This is a genomic window from Tsukamurella pseudospumae (assembly GCF_001575195.1).
Lineage (GTDB): Bacteria > Actinomycetota > Actinomycetes > Mycobacteriales > Mycobacteriaceae > Tsukamurella > Tsukamurella pseudospumae.
The window spans coordinates 206,381-228,721 of the sequence record NZ_LSRF01000058.1; the positions used below are offsets into that span (position 1 = coordinate 206,381).

20 protein-coding genes and 1 pseudogene are annotated in these 22,341 nt (G+C 71.3%); 11 read left to right on the forward strand and 10 right to left on the reverse strand.

The window, feature by feature from the left end:
- Nucleotides 1-74: 74 nt before the first annotated feature.
- The 4 genes from AXK60_RS19440 (at nucleotide 75) to pntB (ending at nucleotide 4,743) form a co-directional block, all read left to right on the forward strand.
- Nucleotides 75-992, forward strand: coding sequence for a D-isomer specific 2-hydroxyacid dehydrogenase family protein (locus AXK60_RS19440; RefSeq protein ID WP_068573644.1), 918 nt, complete (start codon nucleotides 75-77; stop codon nucleotides 990-992).
- Nucleotides 992-1,498, forward strand: a complete 507-nt coding sequence (locus AXK60_RS19445) for a MarR family winged helix-turn-helix transcriptional regulator (RefSeq protein WP_068573645.1) — start codon at nucleotides 992-994, stop codon at nucleotides 1,496-1,498. The genes AXK60_RS19440 and AXK60_RS19445 overlap by 1 nt, the downstream gene beginning before the upstream one ends.
- A gap of 263 nt (nucleotides 1,499-1,761) precedes the next feature.
- Complete coding sequence (locus AXK60_RS19450; protein ID WP_068575242.1) at nucleotides 1,762-3,288, forward strand: Re/Si-specific NAD(P)(+) transhydrogenase subunit alpha; 1,527 nt, start codon at nucleotides 1,762-1,764, stop codon at nucleotides 3,286-3,288.
- Nucleotides 3,289-3,291: 3 nt separating this feature from the next.
- Entirely contained in the window at nucleotides 3,292-4,743 is a 1,452-nt protein-coding gene (gene pntB, locus AXK60_RS19455; protein WP_068573646.1) for a Re/Si-specific NAD(P)(+) transhydrogenase subunit beta, read from the forward strand.
- Nucleotides 4,744-4,881: 138 nt separating this feature from the next.
- On the opposite strand, the gene AXK60_RS19460 is transcribed toward pntB, so the two are convergent.
- A complete protein-coding gene (locus tag AXK60_RS19460; RefSeq protein WP_068573647.1) occupies nucleotides 4,882-5,532 on the reverse strand; it encodes an SDR family oxidoreductase in 651 nt (216 codons plus the stop codon).
- Between the two features lie 111 nt (nucleotides 5,533-5,643).
- Between AXK60_RS19460 and AXK60_RS19465 the strand changes: the two genes are divergently transcribed.
- On the forward strand, nucleotides 5,644-6,561 hold the full coding sequence (locus AXK60_RS19465) for a type IV toxin-antitoxin system AbiEi family antitoxin domain-containing protein (RefSeq protein WP_068573648.1): 918 nt from the start codon (nucleotides 5,644-5,646) through the stop codon (nucleotides 6,559-6,561).
- 117 nt (nucleotides 6,562-6,678) lie between these two features.
- On the opposite strand, the gene AXK60_RS19470 is transcribed toward AXK60_RS19465, so the two are convergent.
- The gene (locus AXK60_RS19470) at nucleotides 6,679-7,290 is read right to left on the reverse strand and encodes a LysE/ArgO family amino acid transporter (protein ID WP_068575243.1); all 612 of its coding nucleotides are present in this window, start codon (nucleotides 7,288-7,290) and stop codon (nucleotides 6,679-6,681) included.
- Between the two features lie 71 nt (nucleotides 7,291-7,361).
- Here AXK60_RS19470 and AXK60_RS19475 point away from each other — a divergent pair, with 71 nt between their 5' ends.
- From AXK60_RS19475 to AXK60_RS19485, 3 genes are all read left to right on the forward strand, one after another.
- On the forward strand, nucleotides 7,362-8,234 hold the full coding sequence (locus AXK60_RS19475) for a LysR family transcriptional regulator ArgP (protein WP_068573649.1): 873 nt from the start codon (nucleotides 7,362-7,364) through the stop codon (nucleotides 8,232-8,234).
- A gap of 46 nt (nucleotides 8,235-8,280) precedes the next feature.
- The gene (locus AXK60_RS19480; protein WP_068573650.1) at nucleotides 8,281-9,765 is read left to right on the forward strand and encodes a bifunctional phosphatase PAP2/diacylglycerol kinase family protein; all 1,485 of its coding nucleotides are present in this window, start codon (nucleotides 8,281-8,283) and stop codon (nucleotides 9,763-9,765) included.
- A gap of 140 nt (nucleotides 9,766-9,905) precedes the next feature.
- On the forward strand, nucleotides 9,906-10,613 hold the full coding sequence (locus tag AXK60_RS19485; protein ID WP_082778131.1) for a DUF4241 domain-containing protein: 708 nt from the start codon (nucleotides 9,906-9,908) through the stop codon (nucleotides 10,611-10,613).
- Here the strand turns inward: AXK60_RS19485 and AXK60_RS19490 are convergent.
- The 5 genes from AXK60_RS19490 to AXK60_RS19510 are packed head-to-tail and all read right to left on the reverse strand — an operon-like array spanning nucleotide 10,610 to nucleotide 15,709.
- Nucleotides 10,610-11,425: a chymotrypsin family serine protease gene (locus AXK60_RS19490; RefSeq protein ID WP_068573652.1), complete on the reverse strand. Its 816-nt coding sequence runs from the start codon at nucleotides 11,423-11,425 to the stop codon at nucleotides 10,610-10,612. The two genes, AXK60_RS19485 and AXK60_RS19490, sit on opposite strands and share 4 nt — an antisense overlap.
- A gap of 16 nt (nucleotides 11,426-11,441) precedes the next feature.
- Entirely contained in the window at nucleotides 11,442-12,305 is an 864-nt protein-coding gene (locus AXK60_RS19495; RefSeq protein WP_068573653.1) for a P1 family peptidase, read from the reverse strand.
- A 42-nt stretch (nucleotides 12,306-12,347) separates the two neighbouring features.
- Nucleotides 12,348-12,737: a DUF5313 family protein gene (locus tag AXK60_RS19500; RefSeq protein ID WP_068573654.1), complete on the reverse strand. Its 390-nt coding sequence runs from the start codon at nucleotides 12,735-12,737 to the stop codon at nucleotides 12,348-12,350.
- The gene (locus tag AXK60_RS19505; protein ID WP_068575244.1) at nucleotides 12,734-13,204 is read right to left on the reverse strand and encodes a MarR family winged helix-turn-helix transcriptional regulator; all 471 of its coding nucleotides are present in this window, start codon (nucleotides 13,202-13,204) and stop codon (nucleotides 12,734-12,736) included. The genes AXK60_RS19500 and AXK60_RS19505 overlap by 4 nt, the downstream gene beginning before the upstream one ends.
- Nucleotides 13,205-13,252: 48 nt before the next feature.
- Nucleotides 13,253-15,709 carry an ATP-dependent DNA ligase gene (locus AXK60_RS19510; RefSeq protein ID WP_244881137.1) on the reverse strand — a complete coding sequence of 819 codons (2,457 nt, stop codon included), beginning with the start codon at nucleotides 15,707-15,709 and terminating at the stop codon, nucleotides 13,253-13,255.
- A gap of 408 nt (nucleotides 15,710-16,117) precedes the next feature.
- Between AXK60_RS19510 and ku the strand changes: the two genes are divergently transcribed.
- On the forward strand, nucleotides 16,118-16,930 hold the full coding sequence (gene ku, locus AXK60_RS19515) for a non-homologous end joining protein Ku (protein ID WP_068573655.1): 813 nt from the start codon (nucleotides 16,118-16,120) through the stop codon (nucleotides 16,928-16,930).
- A 9-nt stretch (nucleotides 16,931-16,939) separates the two neighbouring features.
- Here ku and AXK60_RS19520 read toward each other — a convergent pair.
- Nucleotides 16,940-18,223 (reverse strand): annotated as a pseudogene (locus AXK60_RS19520) (condensation domain-containing protein); the annotation flags it as partial.
- Between the two features lie 51 nt (nucleotides 18,224-18,274).
- On the opposite strand from AXK60_RS19520, the gene AXK60_RS19525 reads away from it, so the two are divergent.
- Nucleotides 18,275-19,048: an alpha/beta fold hydrolase gene (locus AXK60_RS19525; protein ID WP_068573656.1), complete on the forward strand. Its 774-nt coding sequence runs from the start codon at nucleotides 18,275-18,277 to the stop codon at nucleotides 19,046-19,048.
- On the opposite strand, the gene AXK60_RS19530 is transcribed toward AXK60_RS19525, so the two are convergent.
- Nucleotides 18,951-19,907: a DMT family transporter gene (locus AXK60_RS19530; protein ID WP_082778133.1), complete on the reverse strand. Its 957-nt coding sequence runs from the start codon at nucleotides 19,905-19,907 to the stop codon at nucleotides 18,951-18,953. The two genes, AXK60_RS19525 and AXK60_RS19530, sit on opposite strands and share 98 nt — an antisense overlap.
- Before the next feature lie 83 nt (nucleotides 19,908-19,990).
- Here AXK60_RS19530 and AXK60_RS19535 point away from each other — a divergent pair, with 83 nt between their 5' ends.
- Nucleotides 19,991-20,902 carry a LysR substrate-binding domain-containing protein gene (locus AXK60_RS19535; protein ID WP_068573657.1) on the forward strand — a complete coding sequence of 304 codons (912 nt, stop codon included), beginning with the start codon at nucleotides 19,991-19,993 and terminating at the stop codon, nucleotides 20,900-20,902.
- Nucleotides 20,903-20,929: 27 nt separating this feature from the next.
- Here the strand turns inward: AXK60_RS19535 and AXK60_RS19540 are convergent, their stop codons facing one another.
- Complete coding sequence (locus AXK60_RS19540) at nucleotides 20,930-22,303, reverse strand: MFS transporter (protein ID WP_068573658.1); 1,374 nt, start codon at nucleotides 22,301-22,303, stop codon at nucleotides 20,930-20,932.
- Nucleotides 22,304-22,341: the final 38 nt, after the last annotated feature.

A 22,341-nucleotide genomic window follows, 5' to 3' on the forward strand; every position in this document is an offset into this window, starting at 1 on the left:
CAAGTCTCAGTTTTAACACGGCGCGTCGGCGCGGTCAGCCACGCGACCACCGCCCGCTCACTAGGCTTTCGTGCATGTCACAGGACGCGCCCGTCATCGCCGTGGGGCCGAAGCCCGATTCCGACTTCGACGCCGCGATCACCGCGGGCGGCGGTGTGCCGGGCCCGCTCTCGCGCGCCTCGGGTCTAGTGTGGACCGATTCCCGGTCGCCGCTCCCGCAGCTGCCCGCCGGGGTGCGCTGGGTGCAGCTCCCGTTCGCCGGCATCGAGGGGTTCCTCGGCAGCGGCGCCCTCGCGCGCCACCCGGAGGTCGTCTTCACCTCCGCGGCCGGTGCGTATTCCGCCACCGTAGCCGAGCAGGCCCTGGCCCTGCTCCTCGCCGGCGTCCGCGGACTCTGGCGTCGGGAGGGCTCATGGGACCCCGCGTCGGCCGCCGCGCGCACGGGCCGTCTCGGCGGTTCGACGGTGGCCGTGGTCGGCGCGGGCGGCATCGGTCGCGACCTCATCCCCGCGCTGCGCGCGCTGGGGGTCAAGGTCGTCGCGGTCAATCGCTCGGGGCGGCCCGTCGACGATGCCGTGGTCGTCCCCGCGGACCGGATCGACGAGGTGTGGCCGAGCGTCGATCACGTCGTGGTGGCGGCACCGTCGACCCCCGAGACCCGTGCCCTGGTGAACGCCGAGGTCCTCGCGCAGCTGCAGCCGCACTCCTGGATCGTCAACGTCGCGCGCGGATCGCTGATCGACACGGACGCACTGGTCGCCGCGCTGCGAGCGGGCACGATCGGCGGCGTCGGCCTCGACGTGACCGATCCCGAGCCGCTCCCGGACGGCCACCCGCTGTGGTCCATCCCGAACGCGATCATCACCCCGCACGTCGCGAACCCGCCGCAGCACCTGCGCCCGGCGCTGCTCGAGCGCGTCGAGGTGAACGTGCGCCGCGTCGCGAACGGCATGGAGCCGCTCGCCGTGATCGATCGGGACCGGGGCTACTGATGACCGGGGCCGCGCGCGGGGCGCCACCGCGTTCCCCCGACGACGTGGATCTCATCGTCCGGGGCATCGTCGGTTTGGCCAAGCGGATCCGTGCCGACGCCAGGTTCGTCGGCGCCGAGGTCTCGTACGTCGACTTCACCCTGCTGTTCGTGTTGAACGAGTCGCCGGGCATCCGCGCCGTCGATCTCGCGGAGGCCGTGTCGATCGACAAGTCCACCGCCAGTCGTCAGCTCGCGGGCCTCGAACGACGGGGCCTCATCCGCCGCGACGCCGATCCGGCGAATCCCAGGTCGCGGCAGCTGCGCCTCACCGAGCGCGCCGAGCGCGTGCTGGCCGACACCGACCGCGAGTGGCGGCGCAGGATCGCCGCCCGGACCGCAGACTGGTCGGTGGACGAATTGCGCACATTCGCGACACTCATCGACCGCTACATGAGCGTCGATCTGCCGGGAGATACCCGCCCCGACCAGGAGATTGTCGACGCTAAGGACCCTACTTTCGAGTAAGTTTGGGTGTGTTATGGTCAGCCCACTGTTCTGAGCATCAGGCGGGCCATGGAGTTCTCCTCCTAGCCTGGCGATCCCAGGCACCGCACGAATCCTCGTCCCCGCTCACACCGCGGCGGGGACTGTCTTCGTGTGGATTCGCCCTGCTGCCGGAGCTCTGGGCCCGTGTCCGCGTGGCCCGGTAGGGACGACAGGAACGAATCAATGAACGTCGGTGAACCGACCATGTCCCCGTTCGGGGGACAGCAGTGGGAGTGCTGCGCATGATCATCGGAGCTTTGAAAGAGGCGCGCCCGGGCGAGACCCGCGTCGCCGCCACCCCCGCCACCGTCGCCCAGCTGATCAAGCTCGGCTACGAGGTCGTCGTGGACTCGGGCGCCGGTGCGGCGTCCTCGTTCTCGGACGAGGCCTATGTCGAGGCGGGTGCGTCGATCGGTGATGCGCGGAACGCGGACATCGTGCTGGGCGTCAACGCACCGTCGGGCGCGCAGCTCGACGGTATGCGCCCCGGCGCGACCCTCGCGGGCCTCCTGGCCCCCGCGCAGAACCCCGACCTGCTCGAGGACCTTCGCCGCCGTGAGCTGACCGCGCTGGCCATGGAGTCCGTGCCGCGCATCTCGCGCGCGCAGTCGATGGACGTCCTGTCGTCGATGGCGAACATCGCCGGCTACCGCGCCGTCGTCGAAGCCGCGCACGTCTTCGGCCGGTTCTTCACCGGGCAGGTCACCGCCGCGGGCAAGGTCCCGCCGGCCAAGGTGCTCGTGGTGGGCGCCGGCGTCGCCGGCCTCGCCGCGATCGGTGCCGCCGGCTCGCTCGGCGCGATCGTCCGCGCCACCGACCCGCGTCCCGAGGTGGCCGATCAGGTCGCCTCGCTGGGCGGCGAGTACCTCTCCGTGGCCAACGAGAAGGCCGAGGTCTCGGCCACCGGGTACGCCAAGGAGATGGACGACGACTACAAGGCACGCGAGGCGCAGCTCTACGCCGAGCAGTGCAAAGACGTCGACATCATCATCACCACGGCACTGATCCCCGGGCGCCCCGCGCCGCGGATCATCACCGAGGAGATGGTCGCCTCGATGAAGCCGGGCAGTGTCATCGTCGATATGGCAGCGCAGAACGGCGGCAACGTCGCGGGCGCGGTCAAGGACGAGGCGATCGTGACGCCGAACGGCGTCACCATCATCGGCTACACGGACCTCGCGGGCCGCCTGCCCGCGCAGGCCTCGCAGCTGTACGGCACGAACCTCGTCAACCTGCTCAAGCTGGTGACGCCCGAGAAGGACGGGCAGCTCGTGCTCGACTTCGAGGATCCCGTCCAGCGGTCGATCACCGTGACCCGCGCGGGTGAGCTGCTGTTCCCGCCGCCGCCGGTGCAGGTCTCGGCCGCGCCGAAGGCGGAGCCCGCCGCCGCGGTGGAGCCGAAGCCGGTCAAGGAGCCGATGTCGGCGTCCAAGAAGGTCTCGCTCACCCTGATCGGCGTCGTGCTCTTCGGCCTGCTGATCAGCTTCGCGCCGAACCCGCTGCCGCAGCACTTCACCGTGCTCATGCTGGCGATCGTCATCGGCTACTACGTCATCGGCAACGTGGCGCACGCGCTGCACACGCCGCTGATGTCGGTGACGAACGCCATCTCCGGCGTGGTCGTGGTCGGTGCGCTACTGCAGATCGCCAGCGACAACACGACGGTGCTCGTGCTGTCGACGATCGCGATCCTGGTCGCCTCGATCAACATCTTCGGTGGATTCGCGGTCACGCGCCGCATGCTCGCCATGTTCAGCAAGGGGGCGTGATCCATGACCATCACCGCAATCGCCACCGCGGCGTACATCGTCGCGTCGCTTCTGTTCATCCTCTCGCTGGCCGGGCTGTCCAAGCACGAGTCCAGCAAGAGCGGCCTGACCTACGGCATCACCGGCATGGGCATCGCGCTCGTCGCGACCATCGCGCTGGTGCTCAAGAAGGTCTTCGATCTCGACAGCCTCGACCTGAAGTGGCTGCCGGTCGTGCTCATGGCCGGTGCCATCGTCGTCGGCGCCCTGATCGGCTTCTGGCGCGCGCGCATCGTCGAGATGACGGGCATGCCCGAGCTGATCGCTCTGCTCCACTCCTTCGTCGGCCTCGCCGCCGTGCTCATCGGTTGGAACGGCGCCCTCGAGGGTTTCGACACCACGGGTGTGAACCCCGGTGACATCCGGTCGCTGACCAACATCCACGAGGCCGAGATCGCCATCGGCATCTTCATCGGTGCGGTCACCCTGACCGGCTCGATCGTCGCCAACCGGAAGCTCTCCGGGAAGATGAAGTCGGCGCCGCTCATGCTGCCCGGCAAGAACTTCATCAACGTCGGCTCGCTGGTGCTGTTCGTCGTTCTGACCGCGGTGTACGTCGCGCGCGACACGCACCACGACACCACGTCGCTGATCCTGCTCGGGGTCATCACCGCGCTGGCGCTGTTCCTCGGCTGGCACCTGGTGGCGTCGATCGGCGGCGGCGACATGCCCGTCGTCATCTCGATGCTCAACAGCTACTCCGGCTGGGCCGCGGCCGCGTCGGGCTTCCTGCTGAGCAACGACCTGCTGATCGTCACCGGCGCGCTCGTCGGCTCCTCGGGTGCGTACCTGAGCTACATCATGTGCAAGGCGATGAACCGGTCGTTCATCTCCGTCATCGCGGGTGGCTTCGGCATCGAGGCCGGCCCGGCCGAGGACAAGGACTACGGCGAGCACCGCGAGGTCAACGCCGAGCAGGTCGCCGAGCTCCTGTCCGGTGCCAAGTCCGTCGTCATCACCCCGGGTTACGGCATGGCCGTGGCGCAGGCGCAGTACGGCGTGGCCGAGCTCACCAGCGAGCTGCGCAAGAAGGGCGTCGACGTCCGGTTCGGCATCCACCCGGTCGCCGGCCGCCTGCCCGGGCACATGAACGTGCTCCTCGCCGAGGCGAAGGTCCCGTACGACATCGTGCTCGAGATGGACGAGATCAACGACGACCTCGCGGGCACCGACGTGGTTCTGGTCATCGGTGCCAACGACACGGTCAACCCGGCCGCGTCCGAGGACCCGAGCAGCCCCATCGCGGGCATGCCCGTGCTCACCGTGTGGGAGGCCGAGAACGTGATCGTGTTCAAGCGGTCCATGGCCGCCGGTTACGCCGGCGTCCAGAACCCGCTGTTCTTCCGCGACAACTCGGCGATGCTCTTCGGTGACGCCAAGGACCGCGTGCAGGACATCCTCTCCGCCATGCGCTGATCTCCACAGCACTCGGGCCCGGCACCGTCTTCTCGACGGTGCCGGGCCCTTCTGCATCCCGCCTCCCGAATTGAACACCGTTATGGAGAATCCGACCTGGGGATTTACCCTCCATAACGGTGTTCAATTGCGTTGTGGTCAGGCCCAGGCGTTCTCGATGGCCGTGTCCCCGTCGGTGAAGGGCAGGTCCTTTCCGACGGTGTCCGGCCGGTCCAGCACGGAGGCGGCGACCAGCGCGACGTTGGCGCGTGACGTGCCGGGGTTGTCCGCGGACCGCGTCGCGTCCGGATCGACGCGGCCGGTGGGCTCGTCGAGCGTGAGCCGGCCGGGCATGAGCACCGTCCAGTCCAGGTCGGACGCGCGCAGCGCGACGTCGGCGGCGGCCTTGGCCTCCGCGTACGGGAAGAACGGATCGGACTCCGGGACGCCGTGATCGGGTGCGGCCCCGAGGTAGGAGACCATGACGTAGCGCTTCACCCCGGCTTGCTCGGCCGCCTGGATCGAGCGGATCGCGGCGTCGCGGTCGACGGCGTAGGTCCGTTCGGGATTCCCACCGCCGGCGCCCGCGGAGAAGACGACCGCGTCCGACCCGGCAAGGGCGGCCGCGATCTCCTCGCGGGAGGCGTTCTCGACATCGAGTACCCGCGGTGTCGCTCCCGTTGCGGCGACCTCCTCCGACTGCCCCGGGTCGCGGATCCAGGAGGTGACCGCATCGCCCCGGGAGCTGAGGATGCGCGCCAGAATCAGCGCGATCTTGCCGTGTCCACCGATGATCGTGACAGCTGCCATGCGTTCCAACGTACGCGCTTCGCCGTGTGGTCGATCCTGCCCGCTGCACGGGAAGAATCGACCACGGTGGTCGGGCCGGAACCGTGGTCCGGTCCCATGCGTCCAATTGATATGGGGGACGGATCGAAGCGAGCGGCCGAGTCGTCGGCGCGACGCGAACAGCGGGAGCTCGCGGAGTACCTCGCCGACCACGACGGTGTGATCACGCGGTCGGCGGCGCTGGGCCTCGGGCTCAGCTCGTCGGCGATCGGCAGGCTGGTCGAGGCGAAGCTGTGGATCGCACTCGGTGGCGGCGCGTACCTGTCCGCCACGCACACATTCACGGACGAGGCCCGATTGCGCGCTGCGACGGGCGCTACGGGCGGGGCTGTCGACGGTGCGGCCGCGGCGTGGTGGCACGGCATCGCGCAGTCGCCGCCGGACTCGATCTCGCTGACAGTGCCCCGCAGCCATCGGAGGGCGCCGAAAGTCCCGTACGACCTGGAGGTGCACCGCCGCGACCTGCTGCCGGCCGATCTCGACGTGGTTCGCGGGCTGTCGGTGACCGCGGCCCCGCTGACGGCGCTCGAGTCGGCGGCGGTCGGGGGAAGCGCGCTGCTCGATCGCTCGCTCCAGGAGGGGATCGTCACGGTGGACGGACTCGCCGCTGCGACGAAGCGGAACGCCGGGCGGCACGGCATGGCGGAGGCCCGCCGACTGTTGGCCGTGATCGTCGGCGATGCCGAGTCGGAGGCGGAGCGCCTGTTCCAGACGATGCTCGAACTGCATCACCTCACCGGGTGGCGCGCGCAGTTCCCTTTCGGGGTGTACTCGATCGACTTCGCGTTCCCCGCGCAGAGGCTCGCGATCGAGGTCGACGGCTGGGCCTTCCACCGCACCCCGGATCGTGCGATGAACGACGCACGCAAGCAGAACCGCCTCGTGCTCGCCGGGTGGCGGGTCCTCCGCTTCGGCTGGCATCAGCTCGACGGTGACGGTGAAGCGGTGATGACGGACGTCATCACCGCCGTGAACGCCATCGCCGCGTGAGCCCGTGGCCGCGAGCCGGTGGTCCCGCGCGACATCGCGAGGCAGGGCTCGAAGCCCGATCCGGTGCGGGCGGTGTGGTCGATAGTGCTCGCTCCGCGGGAGGAATCGACCGCAGGGCTAGCCCCCGAGCGGCATCGTCGCGAGGCGCATCGCGAGTACCAGCAGGAGCACGCCGATCCCGAGGTTGATCGCGCGCCACACGCCCGGCCGGCCCAGCACTCCCGCCATCCGTCGGGCACCGAACCCGAGCAGGCAGAACCACAGGACGCTGGCGACGCAGGCGCCGAGTGCGAACCACCAACGGTCACCGGCGTACCGCGTGGACGCCGACCCGAGCAGCAGCACGGTGTCGAGGTAGACGTGCGGATTGAGCCAGGTCAGTGCCAGCACGCCGGCCACGATCGCGGCGACCGACGCCGCTCCGTCGCCGCCCGCGACGAGGCCGGCCGAGGTCCGTGCCGACCACAGCGACCGAAGGCCGTACCCGGCGAGCACCACGACGCCGGCCCACTTCACCGTCTCGAGCAGCACCGGTCGCCCGGACACCGCCGCCCCGAGCCCTGCGACCCCCGCGACGATCAGGACGACGTCCGAGACGATGCACACGGCGACGACCGCCGCCAGTCCGCGGCCCCGCACACCCACATGCAGGACGTAGGCGTTCTGCGCGCCGATGGCGACGATGAGCGACAGGCCGAGGCCCATGCCGGCGAGGAGTGCTGAGGTCATGACCACGACGCTAGGTCCAGACCCGACATAAGTGCCAATACGAGAAGGAGATTACCCATTAGAATTACTTCATGCTGAGCGGGCATCATCTCGAGACCCTCGTCGCCGTGGTGGAGGAGGAGAGCTTCGGTGCCGCGGCGGCGCGACTACGGATCACGCAGTCGGCGGTCAGCCAGCGGATCCGGGCCCTCGAACAGCAGGTCGGGCACGTCGTCGTCACCCGCGAGGGACCGTGCCGCCCGACCTCCCAGGGCGAGGTGCTGCTGGGCCTCGCCCGCGGCGTCGCCTCGCTCGAGGCCGACGCGCTGGGCCGGTTGGCGGGCGGCGCACCGTCGACCGTGCTGGACGTGGGCGTCAATGCGGACTCCCTCGCCACCTGGTTCCGCGACGTGATCGTCTCGATCGCCGCGCAGCCCGACGGTCCGCTGTTGCGACTGGTCGTGGACGACGAGCACCACACCGCGGACCTGCTGCGCGCGGGCTCGGTGCTGGGCGCGATCACCACCGACCCGGAGCCGGTGCAGGGCTGCTCGGTGGAGTACCTGGGCACCATGCGCTACCTCCCGGTGTGCACGCCGGCGTATGCGGAGCGGTGGCGTGCGGGCGGTCGCTGGCGCTGGCGCGAGATGCCGATCGTCCAGTACGACCTGCGCAAGGACGAGCTGCAGACCCGGGTGCTGCGCCGGCGCGGGATCGAGGAGGGGCCGCCGATGCACCGGATCCCGTCGTCGGAGGCCTTCGCGCACGCGGTGCGGGCCGGGCTCGGCTGGGGCAGCCTCCCGGAGGCCGACGTCGGCGACGCGATCGACCGCGGCACCCTGCTCCGCCTCACGGACGACACCGTCGACGTGAAGCTGTACTGGCAGTCCTGGCGGCTGCACACCCGCGCCGTCGAGCGCCTCACCGATGCCATCCACGCCGCGGCGGCGATCCACCTGCGCTGATCGCCGACGTGGTCCGGTCCGCAGCGGACCGGGGTACTTTCGGGTCATGTCGGATCCCGCGCCGCACCCCCTCCGCACCCTTCACGAGGGGCTGAGCGATCTCGACCGCCGACTGTTCGACGCCGTCGCCGATTCGCCGAGTCCCCTCCTCGACCTCACGATGCGCCCGCTCTCCGCGGCGGCGGATCACTCCAAGCTGTGGCTGGTGATCGCGGCCGGGCTCGGCGGCTTGGGCGGCCTGTCGTCGCGCCGCGGCGCCGTCCGCGGGATCGTCTCGCTCGCGGTCACGAGTCTCATCGTCAACCAGGGGCTCAAACGGATCTACCCCCGTCGCCGCCCGGTGTTCGACGGTGTGCCGCTCCGCCGCGCCCGGCGCCAGCCCACCTCGACGTCGTTCCCGTCCGGGCACTCGGCGGCCGCAGCGGCCTTCGCGATCGGCGTGGGGCTCGAGAACCGTACCGCCGGTTACGCACTGGCGGGACTCGCCGGCGCCGTCGGCCTGTCCCGGGTCGCCACCGGCGCACACTATCCGGGCGACGTCCTGGCGGGGTTCGCGGTGGGAGCGGGCGTCGCGATCGCGGGCGCCCGGCTCGTGCCGCCCGTGGACGACAGCCGCACGATGACGCCGGAGCCCACGGTCGAGCGCGTCGAGACCGAGCATGACGGTGCGGGCCTGGTCGTGGTGCTCAACCCCGCATCCGGCGATGGGACCGGCACCCGCGTGGCGGAGGAGATCCGCTCGGCATTGCCCCGGGCCGAGATCGTTGAGCTCAGTGCGGATTCCGATATCGAGACGGTCGCCGCGGACGCCGCGGAGCGGGCTGAATTCCTCGGTGTGGCGGGCGGCGACGGCACCGTGGCCACGCTGGCCGCGCACGCCGTCGCGACGGGCAAGCCGCTCGCGGTCTTCCCGGCGGGTACCTTCAACCATTTCGCCCTGGACATCGGTTCGGAAACCGTTGCCGCCGTCGTCGATTCGATCCGCAACGGCAGGGTCGCCAAGGTCGACGTGGTGTGGCTCAACGACGAGAAGCTTCTGCTCAACACCGCGAGCATCGGCGCGTACCCGGACTTCGTCGAGGCGCGCACCCGCTATCAGAAGCGTCGCATCGGTCGCGCCACGGCCACCGTCCGTGCGATGCGCCACGTGCTGCGTCACTCCTCACCCGTGACGGTGCGGATCGAGGGCCGCCCGGCCGCCGTCTCCTTCTTCTTCCTCGGCAATTCCATGTACGGCGCACCGAGTTTCGTGCCCGGCCGGCGCTCCCGCCTCGACGACGGTGTGCTCGACGTGCGGTACCTCGAGGACGGGCACCGGTACGCCTGGTCACGGCTGTTGCTGTCCTGGATCAGCGGCCGGATCCGCAACTCGCAGGTCTACCGCGAGCTGCAGGCCCCCGTCGTCACGATCGACGCCGACGAGCCCTTCCGCGTGGCCCACGACGGCGAGGCGGGCGATCTGCACACCCGCGCGACGTTCCGCGTGGCCTACCGCGAACTACGCGTGTTCGGCACCAGCCTCACCCGCTAGGCGCGTGACCACCCGGCGGACTCCTTTCGCGTGCCTGAGGATGATCTCCGCGCCGACGGTCCCGGCGCTCGCGCTCTGCGGCGGACGAGTGCATCGACGTTTCGTAGCGGCGCGCGTCGATCGCATGCCATGATTTACCCATGGTGATTCGATCTGCACGATTGGCGATCGTAGGGCTCGTCGCGGTCATCGCGGTCGCGCTTGCGGGGCCGCTGGTCCACGGCGTCGGTGCGGCGCAGGCTGAGCCGCGCTATCCCGCACTGTCCGACTTTCACGCGCTTCGGGCCGGCGAGGCCCCGACGCGCACCGGACGGGTGCCGGTCACCGTCCGCGACCTCGGACAGCTCGTCGTCCGATCGGGGCTGGTCGAAGCGTCGGATCCCTATGTCAGCCTGGGGCAGGCGGGCAGGTTCGCCGTCCCCAACGGTACGTACCGCGTCGTGCAGACCGTTGCGGACATGTCCAAGAACCGTGATGGCTCCAACCGGCGCATCGCCTACCTCAGTCTCGTGCTCTCCGATCGGCCCACGACGCGCGTCGAGCTGGCGGTTCCGCCGGGCAAGCCGGCGCCCACCGGTGACAAGGTGTACGGCGTCGCGGTCGATGCCGGAATGGTGGCGTTCGCGGACGGCGCCGCGATTCGCGCATACCTGCCCACCGATGACGACCCGAGTGCCTTCATCAAGGGCTCCGGGATGTTTCCGATCCCGGGAGCTCAACACGGGGAGAACATCGCTGTCAGCGATTCGGGCTGGGGTGACGGCTTCTACCCCGTCCTCGTCACCCGCGCGGCCGACGGCTCGCCCACCGGACTGCACATCGATACCCAGGTGCTGGGCGTGCTCTAGACGGTCCCCAGCAGCGTCATGTCGTTCGCCTCGATGTCGGCGGCGATGAGTGTGCCCGTACCGCTTCCGGTTCCGGTGCCGTCGGCCCGGGTGTGCACGGAGTTGACCACGCCGACGGCGGTGAAGGTCCCGTCGGGCCACTTCGCGTACACCGGCCCGCCCGAGTCGCCCTCGACGGCGGGGATCCCGGCCCACGTCACGCGGGTGCCGGAGGCGTCCTCGAGAACCCCGCAGTGCCGGCCCGTGCGGGCGCCGACGATGCAGATCTCGGGCCGCTCCGCGCGCAACCGGTCCGGGGTGCTGAACCCGGTCACGGGCCCGATCGCCGGGGCGACCGGCGCGACATCCCGGCCCGCCACCTGGATGATCGCGATGTCCTGTCCGCGTGCGCTGCGGGTCGCCTTGATGTACTCGCCGAAGGGGACGCTGCTGTCCGCGGAGGTCAGGTAACGCGCCACGGGGTTGCGGTCCGGCCGCACCTGCCGCGCGGCCTCGGCGCAGTGCCCGGCGGTGAACGCCACGATCTGCCCGTTCGGGTAGCGGGCGAGGAATCCCAGCGTGCAGATGCTCGAGTACACCCCGAACGGGTCGGCGTAGGTGGCGATCCCCGCGCCGGTGGTGGGCCGCGTCGCGACCGCGGCCGGGACACCCGGCGCGACCACGTTGTACGGGGCCACGCTCGGCGTCGTGATCACCACCGCCGGGGTCGACGGTGCCTCCGGCGCCGGGCCCGGATCCTCGGGCAGCACGGCGCAGGCGGAGGCCAGCACCAGGAAGCACGCCGCCAGGCCGGCGCGGTGGAGGGGGATCATCGGCTCGGTCCGGACGTCAGGCGCGGGACCGGATGGCCTCGGCGACCGCGGTGATCGCGAGCGCGCGCACCAGGTCCACCTTGGCCTCCACCGCACCGGTGGCGGCGGAGATGAAGGCGTCACCGTCGAACCGGGTGTGCGGCGGGTCGATCGCGCGGGCGAGGCCGTCGTGCGCGCCCTGCGCGAGGATCAGGCACTCGACCTTGCTGAGCCGGGCGTTGGTGATCACCACGCCGATGGTGGTGTTCTCGCGGTTCCCGCCGCGCTCGAAGGGCTCGTAGCCGAAGTCCGCGGTGGCCGTCGACTCACCGGTCAGGATGTCGCCGAAGGCGTTCACGGCGCACAGTGCGCCCACGATCACCTCGCCGGCGCGTACCTCGGCGTACCCCAGCCCGGCGTCGTGGAGATTCTCCAGGCCGCGGGCCTTGCCCGTGGTGGCGCCGGTGCCGGCGCCGATCGGACCGTGCAGTTCGGCATCGGCGGACGCGGAAGCCGCTGCGGCGTAACCGTCCTCGGCGCTGGGACGTACCGTCGGGTCTCCGACCATGAGGTCGAACAGCCCCAGGGTGGGCACGATCGGCACCCGTCCGGCGACGGTCTCGACGCCGCGCCCCTCCTCCTCGAGGCGGCGCATCACCCCGTCGGCGCTGGCGAGCCCGAACGCGGAGCCCCCGGTGAGCACGGCGGCGTGGATCTCATCCACGGAGCGTTCGGGGGAGAGCAGGTCGAACTCGCGGGAGGCGGGAGCGCCGCCGCGCACCTCGCCGGACCCGACGGTGCCGTCCGGGAAGGTCACGACGGTGCAGCCGGTGCGGGCCGCGGTGTCGGTGGTGTGGCCGACGCGGACGCCGGGGATGGTGACGATCGCACTGACGGGCATGTCCTCAGGCTACGACGGTGCGCCGTACCGCGGGCGGGACGGTCAGGAGCGGGTGGGCGCGTACGCGGCCTCGTAGGCGCGGCGCGTCTCGGCGCGGCGGCGGATCACGGCGGGGTTCTCGAGCTCGGGGTCGAGGCCGTTCTTCTGCAGGCGGCGGACGCGGTTGGGGACGATGTAGACGGCGTTGTAGAAGAGCGCGAGCAGGGCGCCGAGTAGCACCGTCGCGCCGCGCAGCCACAGTGATCCGGGAAGCAGCAGTACGAGCAGCGCGTACACGGGCACGAAGGCCAACTGGCCGCGCAGCAGGTGCCGGGCGATCCACGTGCGGCGGGTCAGGTTGTGGCGCACCCACTCCCGGTTCCGCTCCGGTAGGGAGCCGGTGTAGACCCAGGCGAGGTAGTGCAGCGGATCGGGGCGGTGGACGGCGTTCATGGGGTCTCCTCGAGGGCGCCCGCGGCGAGCGCCTTGGCGTTGACGGTGGTGAGGACGCGGTGCAGGTCCTCCAGCTCGGCCAGGCTCGCGCCGAGCCTCTCGATGACGGCGGGCGGCACCGCGAGGGCCTGCTGGCGCAGGTCGCGACCGGCCTCGGTGAGTTCGACGTCGATCCGCCGCTCGTCGTCCGCGGCGCGGCCGCGGGTGAGCAGCCCCTGCGCCTCGAGCCGCTTGAGCAGCGGACTCAGCGTCGGCGAGTCGAGCTGCAGGGTCGCGGCCAGCGCCTTCACCGACCGCGGCGACGAGTCCCACAGCGCGAGCATCACCAGGTACTGCGGGTGCGTGAGCCCCATGGGCGCCAGGATCGGCCGGTAGACCGAGAGCACGGCGCGGTTGGCGAGCGCGAGTGCGAAGCACACCTGGCGTTCCAGGGCGAGGGGATCCGCGTCGGTCGTCGTCTCGGTCATGACGTCGACGGTATCAGTCGAGTAGTGCACTAATCAATAGTGCACTAACTATTCCTCCGGGCCCTCCCACGGCGCCTCGCCGGCGGTCGGCAGGTCGCCGGGCAGCAGGTCGCGCCGGAAGCCGCGCCACGTGGGCTGCCGAAGGTGGCCGCCGCGGCGGAGCGACGAGTACCGGACATCGCCGATCACCTTCGGCAGCACCCACACCGCGTCGCGGGCGTCAGGATCGTCGAGCGGCGCGGTGAACGGCGAGCGCCGCATCCGCAGCGGCTCCAGCTCCTCCTGCAGCGCCGCGAGGTCGCGGTCCGAGAAGCCGGAACCCACCGACCCCAGGTACACCAGCCCGGTCTCGGCGGGCAGGCCGACGAGGACCGAGCCGATCCCGTTGGCCCGCGAGCCCTTTCCGGGCTTCCAGCCGCCGATGGCGACCTGCAGGTCGCGCCAGTTCTTGTGCTTGAGCCAGGCCCGCACGCGCTGCCCCGGCAGGTACGGGGAGTCGCGACGCTTCGCGATGATCCCCTCCCAGCCGAGCTCGGCGCTCAGCGCCGCGGCCTGTGCACCGTCGGCGGCGTCCACGAGTCCGGGAAGGGTCACCGAGGTGTCCGCTTCGAGCAGCGGCGCAAGGCCTTCCAGTACCTGCCGGCGCACCGTCCACGGGCGTGTGGTGAGGTCGACGCCGTTCAGTGCGAGCACGTCGAACAGGAACAGCTGTACGGCGCCGGCCCGGGTGTCGCCCCCCGCCATCAGGTGGAACGACGGTACGCCGTTCGCGTCGAGCACCACGGCCTCGCCGTCGAGCACGACATCCATGCCATCGAGATCGTGTGCGAGCGATTCGAATTCGGGGAACTCTCCGGTCACCACGCGCCCGGACCGGGTGCGCAGCGCGACGGTGCCGCCGCGCACCGTTGCGATGATCCGATAACCGTCCCACTTGCCCTCGAAGGCCCAGTCCGCGCCGGACAGCCGGTCGATGGGGGATTCGGTGGGCAGCATGGGATCCGGTGCTGACGTGGTCGCCGGGGCCTGCGCGCTCGCGGTCTTGTCCTTGGTGAGGTGCGCCAGCCAGTTCTTCTCGCCGGTGCGGATCAGCGCGTACCGCTTGCCCCGCAGGCGATTCCCGTACAGGGTGACGATGACCTCGCCGCTGCGCCACTTCTCCAGCTCGTAGGTGCCGTGGTCCCAGATGGTCACGTCGCCGCCGCCGTACTCGCCCTTCGGGATGCTGCCCTCGAACGCGGCGTAGTCCATCGGGTGGTCCTCGGTGCGCACCGCCAGGTGGTTGATCTCGGGGTCGTCGGGCAGGTTCTTCGGGACCGCCCAGGAGGCGAGCACTCCGTCGTGTTCCAGGCGGAAGTCGTAGTGCAGGCGGCGCGCGTGATGCTCCTGGATGACGAAGATCGGATCCCCCTGCGACGGTGCGCCGCCGAACGGCTCCGGCGTCTTGCGCGCGTCCCGTTTGGCTCGGTACGCGCCCAGGTCCACGGGCTCGGCCGGGGGCGTCGACGGTGCCGCGGGCGCGACCCCGGAGCCTGCCGGCCCGGGGCGTGCCGGCCCGGAGTCGTCGGCACGGTCGAGCCCGGCCAGGAGGTCACCGTCGGACAGGGCGCGCGCGAGGACCTCCCCGAACTCGAGCTGGCGCAGGCCGGGCCGGGCGAGCTCGTCCCAGGTGCGCGGCGCGGCGACCCACGGGTGGTCGCGTCCGCGCAGCGAATAGGGCGAGACGGTGGTCTTGGACGCGCTGTTCTGCGACCAGTCGACGAAGATCCGTCCACCGCGCTGGTCCTTCGCCATCGATGCGGTGACCAGCTCGGGCGACTCGGACTCGAGCTGGGCGGCGATCGCGTGGGCGACCTTCCGTGCGCCCTGTGACGAGATCCCGCCCGGGGGCAGCGGCGCGTAGACGTGCAGTCCCTTCGAGCCGCTGGTCACGGGGTAGGCGTCCATGCCCATCGCGGCCAGGAGATCGCGGATGCGCAGCGCGAGGGCCGCGCAATCGTCGAGGGTGACCGCCGGACCCGGGTCGAGGTCGAGGACGAGGCGGTCGGGCGGGCCGGGGACCTCCGGGACGAGTAGCTGCGCTCCGGGCGGTGGCGCGTCGAGCGGCTCCGGGCCAGGGGCGGCACCGTCGGACACGAAGGTCCACTGCGGCACGTGGAGTTCGAGGGCGGCCTGCTGCCCGAGCCAGACCATGCCGGCGGCGTTGTCGATGACGGGGTAGAGGGACTCGCCGTCGGAGTGGTGCTGGCTGCCGCGGCGGATCCACACGGGTGCGTGACCGGGCAGCCGCTTCTCGAAGAAGGCCGTCTTGTCGACGCCGTTGGGCCAGCGTTTGCGGGTCAGCGGGCGGTCCCGCAGGTGGTGGAGCGCGAACGGGGCGATGGCCTGGTAGTAGTCGATGATCTCGGCCTTGGTGGTGCCAGTGGCGGGGTAGATCACCTTGTCCAGATTGGTCAGCTGCACGGCGATGCCGTCGACCTCGCGGTTCTCCCGGATCTGCGCCACGGTCCCATTATCGGGTGCTGGCGCCGGCCGGGAAGGGATCGGTGGTCGGCGCCACGGCCATGCGTCGGACGCATGCCCGTTGACCTGCAGAAACGGGGTCGGTTTATGCGGTTGGCGCATATCCTTCAACTCCGGTCGGTCGGCGCCGGGCCGGTCAGCCTCGGTCGCGAATCGACCTGGTGCCGGAGCGGATCGACCCGCGCCGGGCCGGAGTGCCGAACCCGGTTATGCGCGAACTGCATACCCGGCCGTGATCTCGCAGGTCAGTGCCCATGCGCCTGACGCATGCCTCGTCGCGACGGACATGCGTGCCGAATCGTGGGGATCGTTGCCGGCCTCGTACGCCCGGCGAGCGCAGGGCCGAGAGTTGGTCTCGCATTCCGCACTCACACCAGTCACAATGGTCACATGCGCGCGATATGGACGGGTGAGCTGTCGTTCGGGCTGGTCAACGTGCCCGTGAAGGTGTACTCCGCGATCGAGAGTCATGACGCGAAGTCGCACCAGGTGGATGCGAAGGACGGGGTCCGGATCCGGTACAAGCGCGTCCGCGAGGGCACCGACGACGAGATCGAGTTCGCGAACATCGCCAACGCCTACGAGTCCGAGGGCGGCGACACCGTGGTGCTGTCCAAGGAGGACGTGAAGTCGATGCCGGTGGAGAAGCACCGGGAGATCGCGGTGACGGAGTTCGTGCCTCGCGAGGAGGTCGACCCGATCATGTTCGACAAGCCCTACTACCTCGAGCCCTCGTCGAAGTCGCCGAAGGCCTACGTGCTGCTGCGGCAGGCGCTGCAGGAGACGGACCGCCTCGCCATCTGCACCTTCACCCTGCGCAACCGCACCCGGCTCTGCGCACTGCGGGTCGTGGACGAGGTCATGGTGTTGCAGACCCTGCTCTGGCCCGACGAGATCCGTCAGGCGGACTTCCCCGCGCTCAGCGAGGAGGTGAAGATCCGGCCGCAGGAACTCGCGATGGCCGCCTCGCTCATCGACTCGATGGCCACGGACTTCGACCCCGAGCAGTACGAGGACGACTACCAGGTGCAGCTGCGCCAGCTCATCGAGGCCAAGGCCACCGGCGGCACGGCCTTCCCCGAGGCACCCGAGGAGGAGGCCGAGGACGACGAGGTCGCCGACCTGCTCGCCGCGCTCAAGGCCTCGGTGAAGAACCGGGAGGCGCAGGCCGAGCGGCCCGCCCGCAAGCGCGCCGCCGGCTGATCGGACTCACGCGCGGGCGCGGGCCTGCAGCTCGCCGACCACGGAGTCGAGCCAACTGCCGACGTTCGCGCGGGCCTCGAGGGTGTCCGGGTAGCGGCAGCGCAGGTGCAGGCCGGCCTCGTCGAGGATGAACCAGAGCATCACGCCGTCGGTCCGGATGGTCGCGCCGACGTACTGGGCGTCGAGGCGGGCGGCGTCGATGCGGACCGGGAGCCGCCGCAGGTCGAGCCACGAGATGGCGAACATGCCGGGCGCCTCGGGCATCCCGCCCCACTCGGCGAGCACGTCCTCGAGCGGCCACGAGCCCAGGCCCACCGCCTCGCGCACGGCGTCGGCGGCGGCGCGCGGCTCCGCCGACGGCGAGTCCAGCACCGAATTGGTGATGAACCAGCCCACCGAGTCGTGCCACCGCTCGTCGTAGCGACTGTGCACCGGGAACACAGCGCGCAACGGGGCGCCCGCGCGATCCAGCGTCACCCGCGTCATCGCGGCGACGGTCGCCGACAGCGTCGACACGCCCGCCGCGCGCGCCGCGTCGGCGAAGGCGGCCACCTCGTCGGTGCCCAGCACGTCCCGCACCTCGACCCGTTCGACGTACGGCTCGGGCGCGCCGAGCGGCAGCGGGAACACGGGCATGACACCGCCGCTCGCGGTCAGGATCTCCCGCCACCGCCCGCGCACCTCCGCGGGGGCGCGGGGGCGTTCGCGCAGGGCCCGGGTGTGGTCGACGAAGGGCGGCACCGGGTCCGACGACGGTGCGCGGTCCGCACCGATCTCGTCGAGCGCGGTGAGGAGGTCGCGCGCGATCACCAGCATCGACCACATGTCGGTGTGCGCGTGGTCGGCCGCGACGATGACCGTCGGCCCGGCGGCGGTCTCCAGCACGCACAGCCGGTGCGCCGGACGCCGGTACGGGGAACAGGCATCGTCGAGCACGTCCCGCAGCGCGTCGCCCACTGCCTGCCCCGGCCCGATGGGGTGCTCCACCCACGCTCCCGGTCCGACGGTGACCTCGTGCAGGGTCGGGCCGTCGGGCCCGGGGAGGAAGGCGGTGCGCAGTGCGCCGTGGCGCGCGATCACGGCGAGCCACGCCTGCGCGAGCCGATCGCGCGGTACGGGTCCGGGAAGCCGGAAGGACAGCGCCATCCACGATCCGGGCCGATCCCCGCCGCCGACGTGCCGCGCCTGGTCGAACGACACCGGCAGCGCGGCGCCAGGCTCCGACGCGGTGACGTCGTATCCGTACAGCCGGCCGAAGGGCAGTCGCAGGTGCGCGACATTGGTCAGTCGCATGGCCGGTACCCTAGCCCTTCCACGCACCGTTCGCCCGGCGAGAGAAGGCCGATGACCAGCTTCGACGTCCCCGGTGCCCGTCTCGCCGTCGAGTACAGCGACGAGGGCGGCCGCCCCGTGGTCCAACTGCACGGGCTGACCTCGAGCCGGGCCCGGGACCGGGTGCTCGACCTCGATCTCGGGCGCGGCCTCAGCGGAACCCGGTTGCTGCGTTACGACGCCCGTGGTCACGGCCGCTCGACGGGCCGTCCCGTCCCCGCCGACTACCGTTGGCCGAACCTCGCCGACGATCTCCTCCGGCTCCTCGACGCGTGGTTCCCGGGCGAGCGGGTGCACGGCGTCGGCCCGTCCATGGGGACCGGCACGCTGCTGCACGCCGCGGTGCGCGATCCCGACAGGTTCGGTGGCCTCACTCTCATGGTGCCGCCCACCGCCTGGGCGACGCGCCCCGCGAAGTCGATCGAGTACCGCTCCGCCGCAACGTTCCTCGAAGAGCGGGGCCTGCAGGCCTTCCTCGCCGCGGGGGAGGACGCGCCGGTGCCGCCGGCCACCGTCGGGCATCCTGCGACGGTGCCCGACGTGCCGGAGGAACTCCTGCCGGTCCTGTTCCGGGGCGCAGCCGACAGCGACCTCCCGGCCCCGGAAGTGCTGGCGCGGATCGACATCCCCGTGACGCTGCTCGCGTGGATCGACGATCCGGCGCATCCGGTGTCGACGGCGGAGGAGCTCAGCAGGATGCTGCCGCGGGCGTCGCTGTCGGTCGCCCGGACTCCGCAGGACGTGCGGGCGTGGCCGGAGGTGCTGTGCGCCGACGTCGCGGGGTGATCCGCGAGACTGCCACGCCCGCAAGGCAGAGCGCGCCGCCGAACAGGCCCCACCCGGTGGGCGTCTCGGCCAGGAAGGCCCAGCTGAGCAGGATCGACAGGCCCGGCACGGCGTACGACGACGAGGCCGTGACCCCGGCGGGGGTGTGCGCCAGCGCGTAGGCCCACAGCAGGAAGGCGAGCGCGGTCGGGACGAGCCCGAGGTAGAGCACACCGACGGTGCTGCTCGTCGGCGCGACCGCCAGTTCGCGGAACAGCCGGGGCGCCCACGGCAGCAGGACGAGCGCACCGACGCCCGCGCCCAGCGCAGTGGCGGTGAGCGGATCGACGGTGCGCAGCACCAGCTTCTGGGCGACCACGCTGATGCCGTAGAGCAGCGCCGCGGCGACTGCGAGGGCGACTCCGGCACCGTCGCGCCTGCCGTCCCCCGTGAAGGCGATGACGGCCGCACCGGCGAAGCTGATCGAGATCCCGACGACGAGCAGCGGCGGGAAGCCCTCGTGGAGGACGGCCCCCGCGAGGACCGCCACGATGATCGGTGCGATGTTCACCAGCAGGGCGGTGGTGCCGGCGTCCAGGTGTCGCTCCGCGGCGTTGACCAGCACCGTGTACAGCGCGAACCAGAGCGCGCCGTAGCCGACGGTCAGCGCGAGCGTACGCCCGCGGGGCAGTCGGAGACCGCCGTCGTACAGCGCCTTCATCGCCCAGACGACGCCGAGCGCAGTAGCGCCCACGAGCAGGCGGCCCTCGGCTATGGCGATCGGCGAGACGTGCGGGCCGATCGCGCGGATCACCACGAACGCGGAAGCCCACGCGAACATCACGGCGACGAGTGCCAGGGCGGGGAGTCGTTTCGTCATGCCTCAACTCTGCGACCCAGTCGGAATAAGCACAAGCGAACGTTTCTATATTATCATTCAGTAATACTGAATGGAGACGCCTCATGCTCGACGCACACCGGCTCATGATCTTCCGCTCCGTCGCGGCCACGGGCTCCGTCGCCGCGGCGGCGGCCAGCCTCGGTTACACGCCGTCGGCCGTCTCGCAGCACGTCGCCGCCCTGCAGCGCGAGACCGGACTCAAGCTCCTGGAACGGGTCGGGCGGGGCGTGGAGCTCACCCCCGCGGGGCGGGTGCTGGCCACGGAGGCCGACGGTGTCCTCGCTCGCCTCAACGACCTCGGCGCGACGGTCGACGATCTGCGGGCCGGTAAGGCCAATCGGATCACCATGAACGTCTTCGCCACGGCGGGAACGCACTGGATGCCCGCGGTCGTGCAGACCCTCAGCGCGGAGTTCCCCGACACCCGCCTGCGTCTGCGGATCGAGGACGAGGTGACCGAGATCGCCGCCCGCCGTCCCGATCTCGCCGTCGCGGTGCGGCAGGAGCACGGGCAGACCACCGCCGTCGCCGGGTTCTCGCACGAGGATCTGGTGGTCGAGTCCTACGTCGCCGTCGTGCCCGAGGGGCACGGGTTCGCGGGCCGCGATCTGGTGGACATGGCCGAACTCGAGCACGAGCGATGGATCGACAACGACGTGCGCCGCGGCGCCTGCCGCCAGGCGGTGCTCGACGCCTGCGCCGCAGCCGGATTCACGCCCCGGTTCGTGGTGGAGACCACCGACTACCCGTCCGCGCTCCGGTTCGTGGCCCGTGGCGTGGGGGTCACGGTGCTGCCCCGTCTGGGTGCCACCGAACTGCCGCCCGGCACCGTCGCCGTCGACGTCTGCAATCCGGCACCGCGCCGCACCATCGTCGCGTACGTCAAGGATTCGGAGTGCAGGAATCCTGTGGTGCGCCGGGCGATGCACCTGCTCCGGGAGGCAGCGGCGCTCGGAGAATCGGTCGAATACTGATCGGCGATCGCCCGGTGGGATCGCCGATCAGGAGTCCGCTGACTTCTCGATCGTCAGGCCGGCGGCGACGAGCACCGTCGCCACTCCGGCGGCGAGTGGGATCAGCATCGTGACGGCGAATCCGGTGTGGCCCCACGCCAGTACCTGTGCGAACACGGCTCCGGCGCAGGCGATGGCCAGCGCCGTGCCCACGGAATCGGCCAGCTTGAGGGCGCTGGAGTTCGTGCCCTGTTCGTCGGCGGCGCTGGCGCCGAGTACGAGCACCGACAGCGTCGGATAGGTCAGGCCCATGCCGAGGCCGCCGATCGCCCACGCCACGAAGATCACCGGCCACGGGGCGTCGGCGGCGAAGCAGGCGGCCACGCCGGCCACCGAGGCGAGGACGAGTGCGGCTCCGAGGAGCGGAAGCCGCCGACGCACCGGCCCGGACGCGGGGATCCGTGCCTGCACCTGTGCGGCGCCGGCCCACAGCAGCGCGGCACCCGTCATCACGGAGCCGGCGGCGAAGGGCGACATCGCGTCGACGTGCACCAGATACAGCGGCACGTAGATCTCGGCCGCGAAGAAGGCGCCCGCCAGAAGCAGATTGGTGAGTACCAGTCGCGGAATCCCGCTGCGCCCCAGCAGGGTCCCAGCGGGCAGCATGCGCCGCGTCGCGCCGACGGCCACCGCCAGGCACGCACCCGCCAGCACCAGGAATCCCGCCCCGCCGCGGGGCGCCGCGAACTGCGCCACCGCCGTCGACGCACCCGCCACCAGGGCGGCGAACAGAACCGCACGGTCCGGCGGACCGTCGGAGACGAAACCGGACTCGTCCAGCCCGACGGTGGCCCGTAGCGTCGCGGCCAGGGCTGCGACGGCCGGGAGCGCGATGCCGAGGAACACCCAGCGCCAGCCCACCGTGTCGGCGGTCAGGCCCGCGATCGCGGGGCCGACGAGTGAGGGCACCACCCACGCGGTGGAGAACGCGGCGAAGATCCGCGGCCGGTCGTCGGCGGGGATCAGGCGGCCGACCATGGCGTAGAGGACCACGCTGAGCAGACCGCTGCCGAGGCCCTGCACCGCGCGGCCCAGGGCCAGCACGTTCATGCCCTGCGCGGAGCCGACGACGATCAGCCCGAGGACGAACAGGATCCCGCCCACGACCAGCGGCGGACGGACCCCGCTGCGGTCCACCCACGGCCCGGCCCAGGCGATCGCCACGATCATGGCCGCGAACGCGGAGCCGAAAGCCACCGAGTACTCGGCCGTGGCGCCGAACTGCTCGGCGGCGCGCGGCAGCACCGTGCCGACGGCGAGGGACTCGAAGGCGAGGAACGAGATCAGCGCGACCGAGCCCACCTGGAACCACCGCAGGCCGCTCGTGCGGCGCTGTGGTTCGGTCCCGGTCTCGGTGGTCATTCCAGGCACGCTAATACCTCGACCGCGGTTGATGGCAA

Bases quoted from the DNA above. Each gene is read 5' to 3' on its own strand.
- ku (WP_068573655.1), top strand. From the start codon at position 16,118: ATGCGCGCGATATGGACGGGTGAGCTGTCGTTCGGGCTGGTCAACGTG.
- AXK60_RS19495 (WP_068573653.1), bottom strand. From the start codon at position 12,305: ATGCCCGTCAGTGCGATCGTCACCATCCCCGGCGTCCGCGTCGGCCAC.
- pntB (WP_068573646.1), top strand. From the start codon at position 3,292: ATGACCATCACCGCAATCGCCACCGCGGCGTACATCGTCGCGTCGCTT.
- AXK60_RS19460 (WP_068573647.1), bottom strand. From the start codon at position 5,532: ATGGCAGCTGTCACGATCATCGGTGGACACGGCAAGATCGCGCTGATT.
- AXK60_RS19445 (WP_068573645.1), top strand. From the start codon at position 992: ATGACCGGGGCCGCGCGCGGGGCGCCACCGCGTTCCCCCGACGACGTG.
- AXK60_RS19475 (WP_068573649.1), top strand. From the start codon at position 7,362: ATGCTGAGCGGGCATCATCTCGAGACCCTCGTCGCCGTGGTGGAGGAG.
- AXK60_RS19440 (WP_068573644.1), top strand. From the start codon at position 75: ATGTCACAGGACGCGCCCGTCATCGCCGTGGGGCCGAAGCCCGATTCC.
- AXK60_RS19500 (WP_068573654.1), bottom strand. From the start codon at position 12,737: ATGAACGCCGTCCACCGCCCCGATCCGCTGCACTACCTCGCCTGGGTC.
- AXK60_RS19480 (WP_068573650.1), top strand. From the start codon at position 8,281: ATGTCGGATCCCGCGCCGCACCCCCTCCGCACCCTTCACGAGGGGCTG.
- AXK60_RS19540 (WP_068573658.1), bottom strand. From the start codon at position 22,303: ATGACCACCGAGACCGGGACCGAACCACAGCGCCGCACGAGCGGCCTG.
- AXK60_RS19490 (WP_068573652.1), bottom strand. From the start codon at position 11,425: ATGATCCCCCTCCACCGCGCCGGCCTGGCGGCGTGCTTCCTGGTGCTG.
- AXK60_RS19530 (WP_082778133.1), bottom strand. From the start codon at position 19,907: ATGACGAAACGACTCCCCGCCCTGGCACTCGTCGCCGTGATGTTCGCG.
- AXK60_RS19470 (WP_068575243.1), bottom strand. From the start codon at position 7,290: ATGACCTCAGCACTCCTCGCCGGCATGGGCCTCGGCCTGTCGCTCATC.
- AXK60_RS19535 (WP_068573657.1), top strand. From the start codon at position 19,991: ATGCTCGACGCACACCGGCTCATGATCTTCCGCTCCGTCGCGGCCACG.
- AXK60_RS19505 (WP_068575244.1), bottom strand. From the start codon at position 13,204: ATGACCGAGACGACGACCGACGCGGATCCCCTCGCCCTGGAACGCCAG.
- AXK60_RS19450 (WP_068575242.1), top strand. From the start codon at position 1,762: ATGATCATCGGAGCTTTGAAAGAGGCGCGCCCGGGCGAGACCCGCGTC.
- AXK60_RS19465 (WP_068573648.1), top strand. From the start codon at position 5,644: ATGGGGGACGGATCGAAGCGAGCGGCCGAGTCGTCGGCGCGACGCGAA.
- AXK60_RS19485 (WP_082778131.1), top strand. From the start codon at position 9,906: ATGGTGATTCGATCTGCACGATTGGCGATCGTAGGGCTCGTCGCGGTC.
- AXK60_RS19525 (WP_068573656.1), top strand. From the start codon at position 18,275: ATGACCAGCTTCGACGTCCCCGGTGCCCGTCTCGCCGTCGAGTACAGC.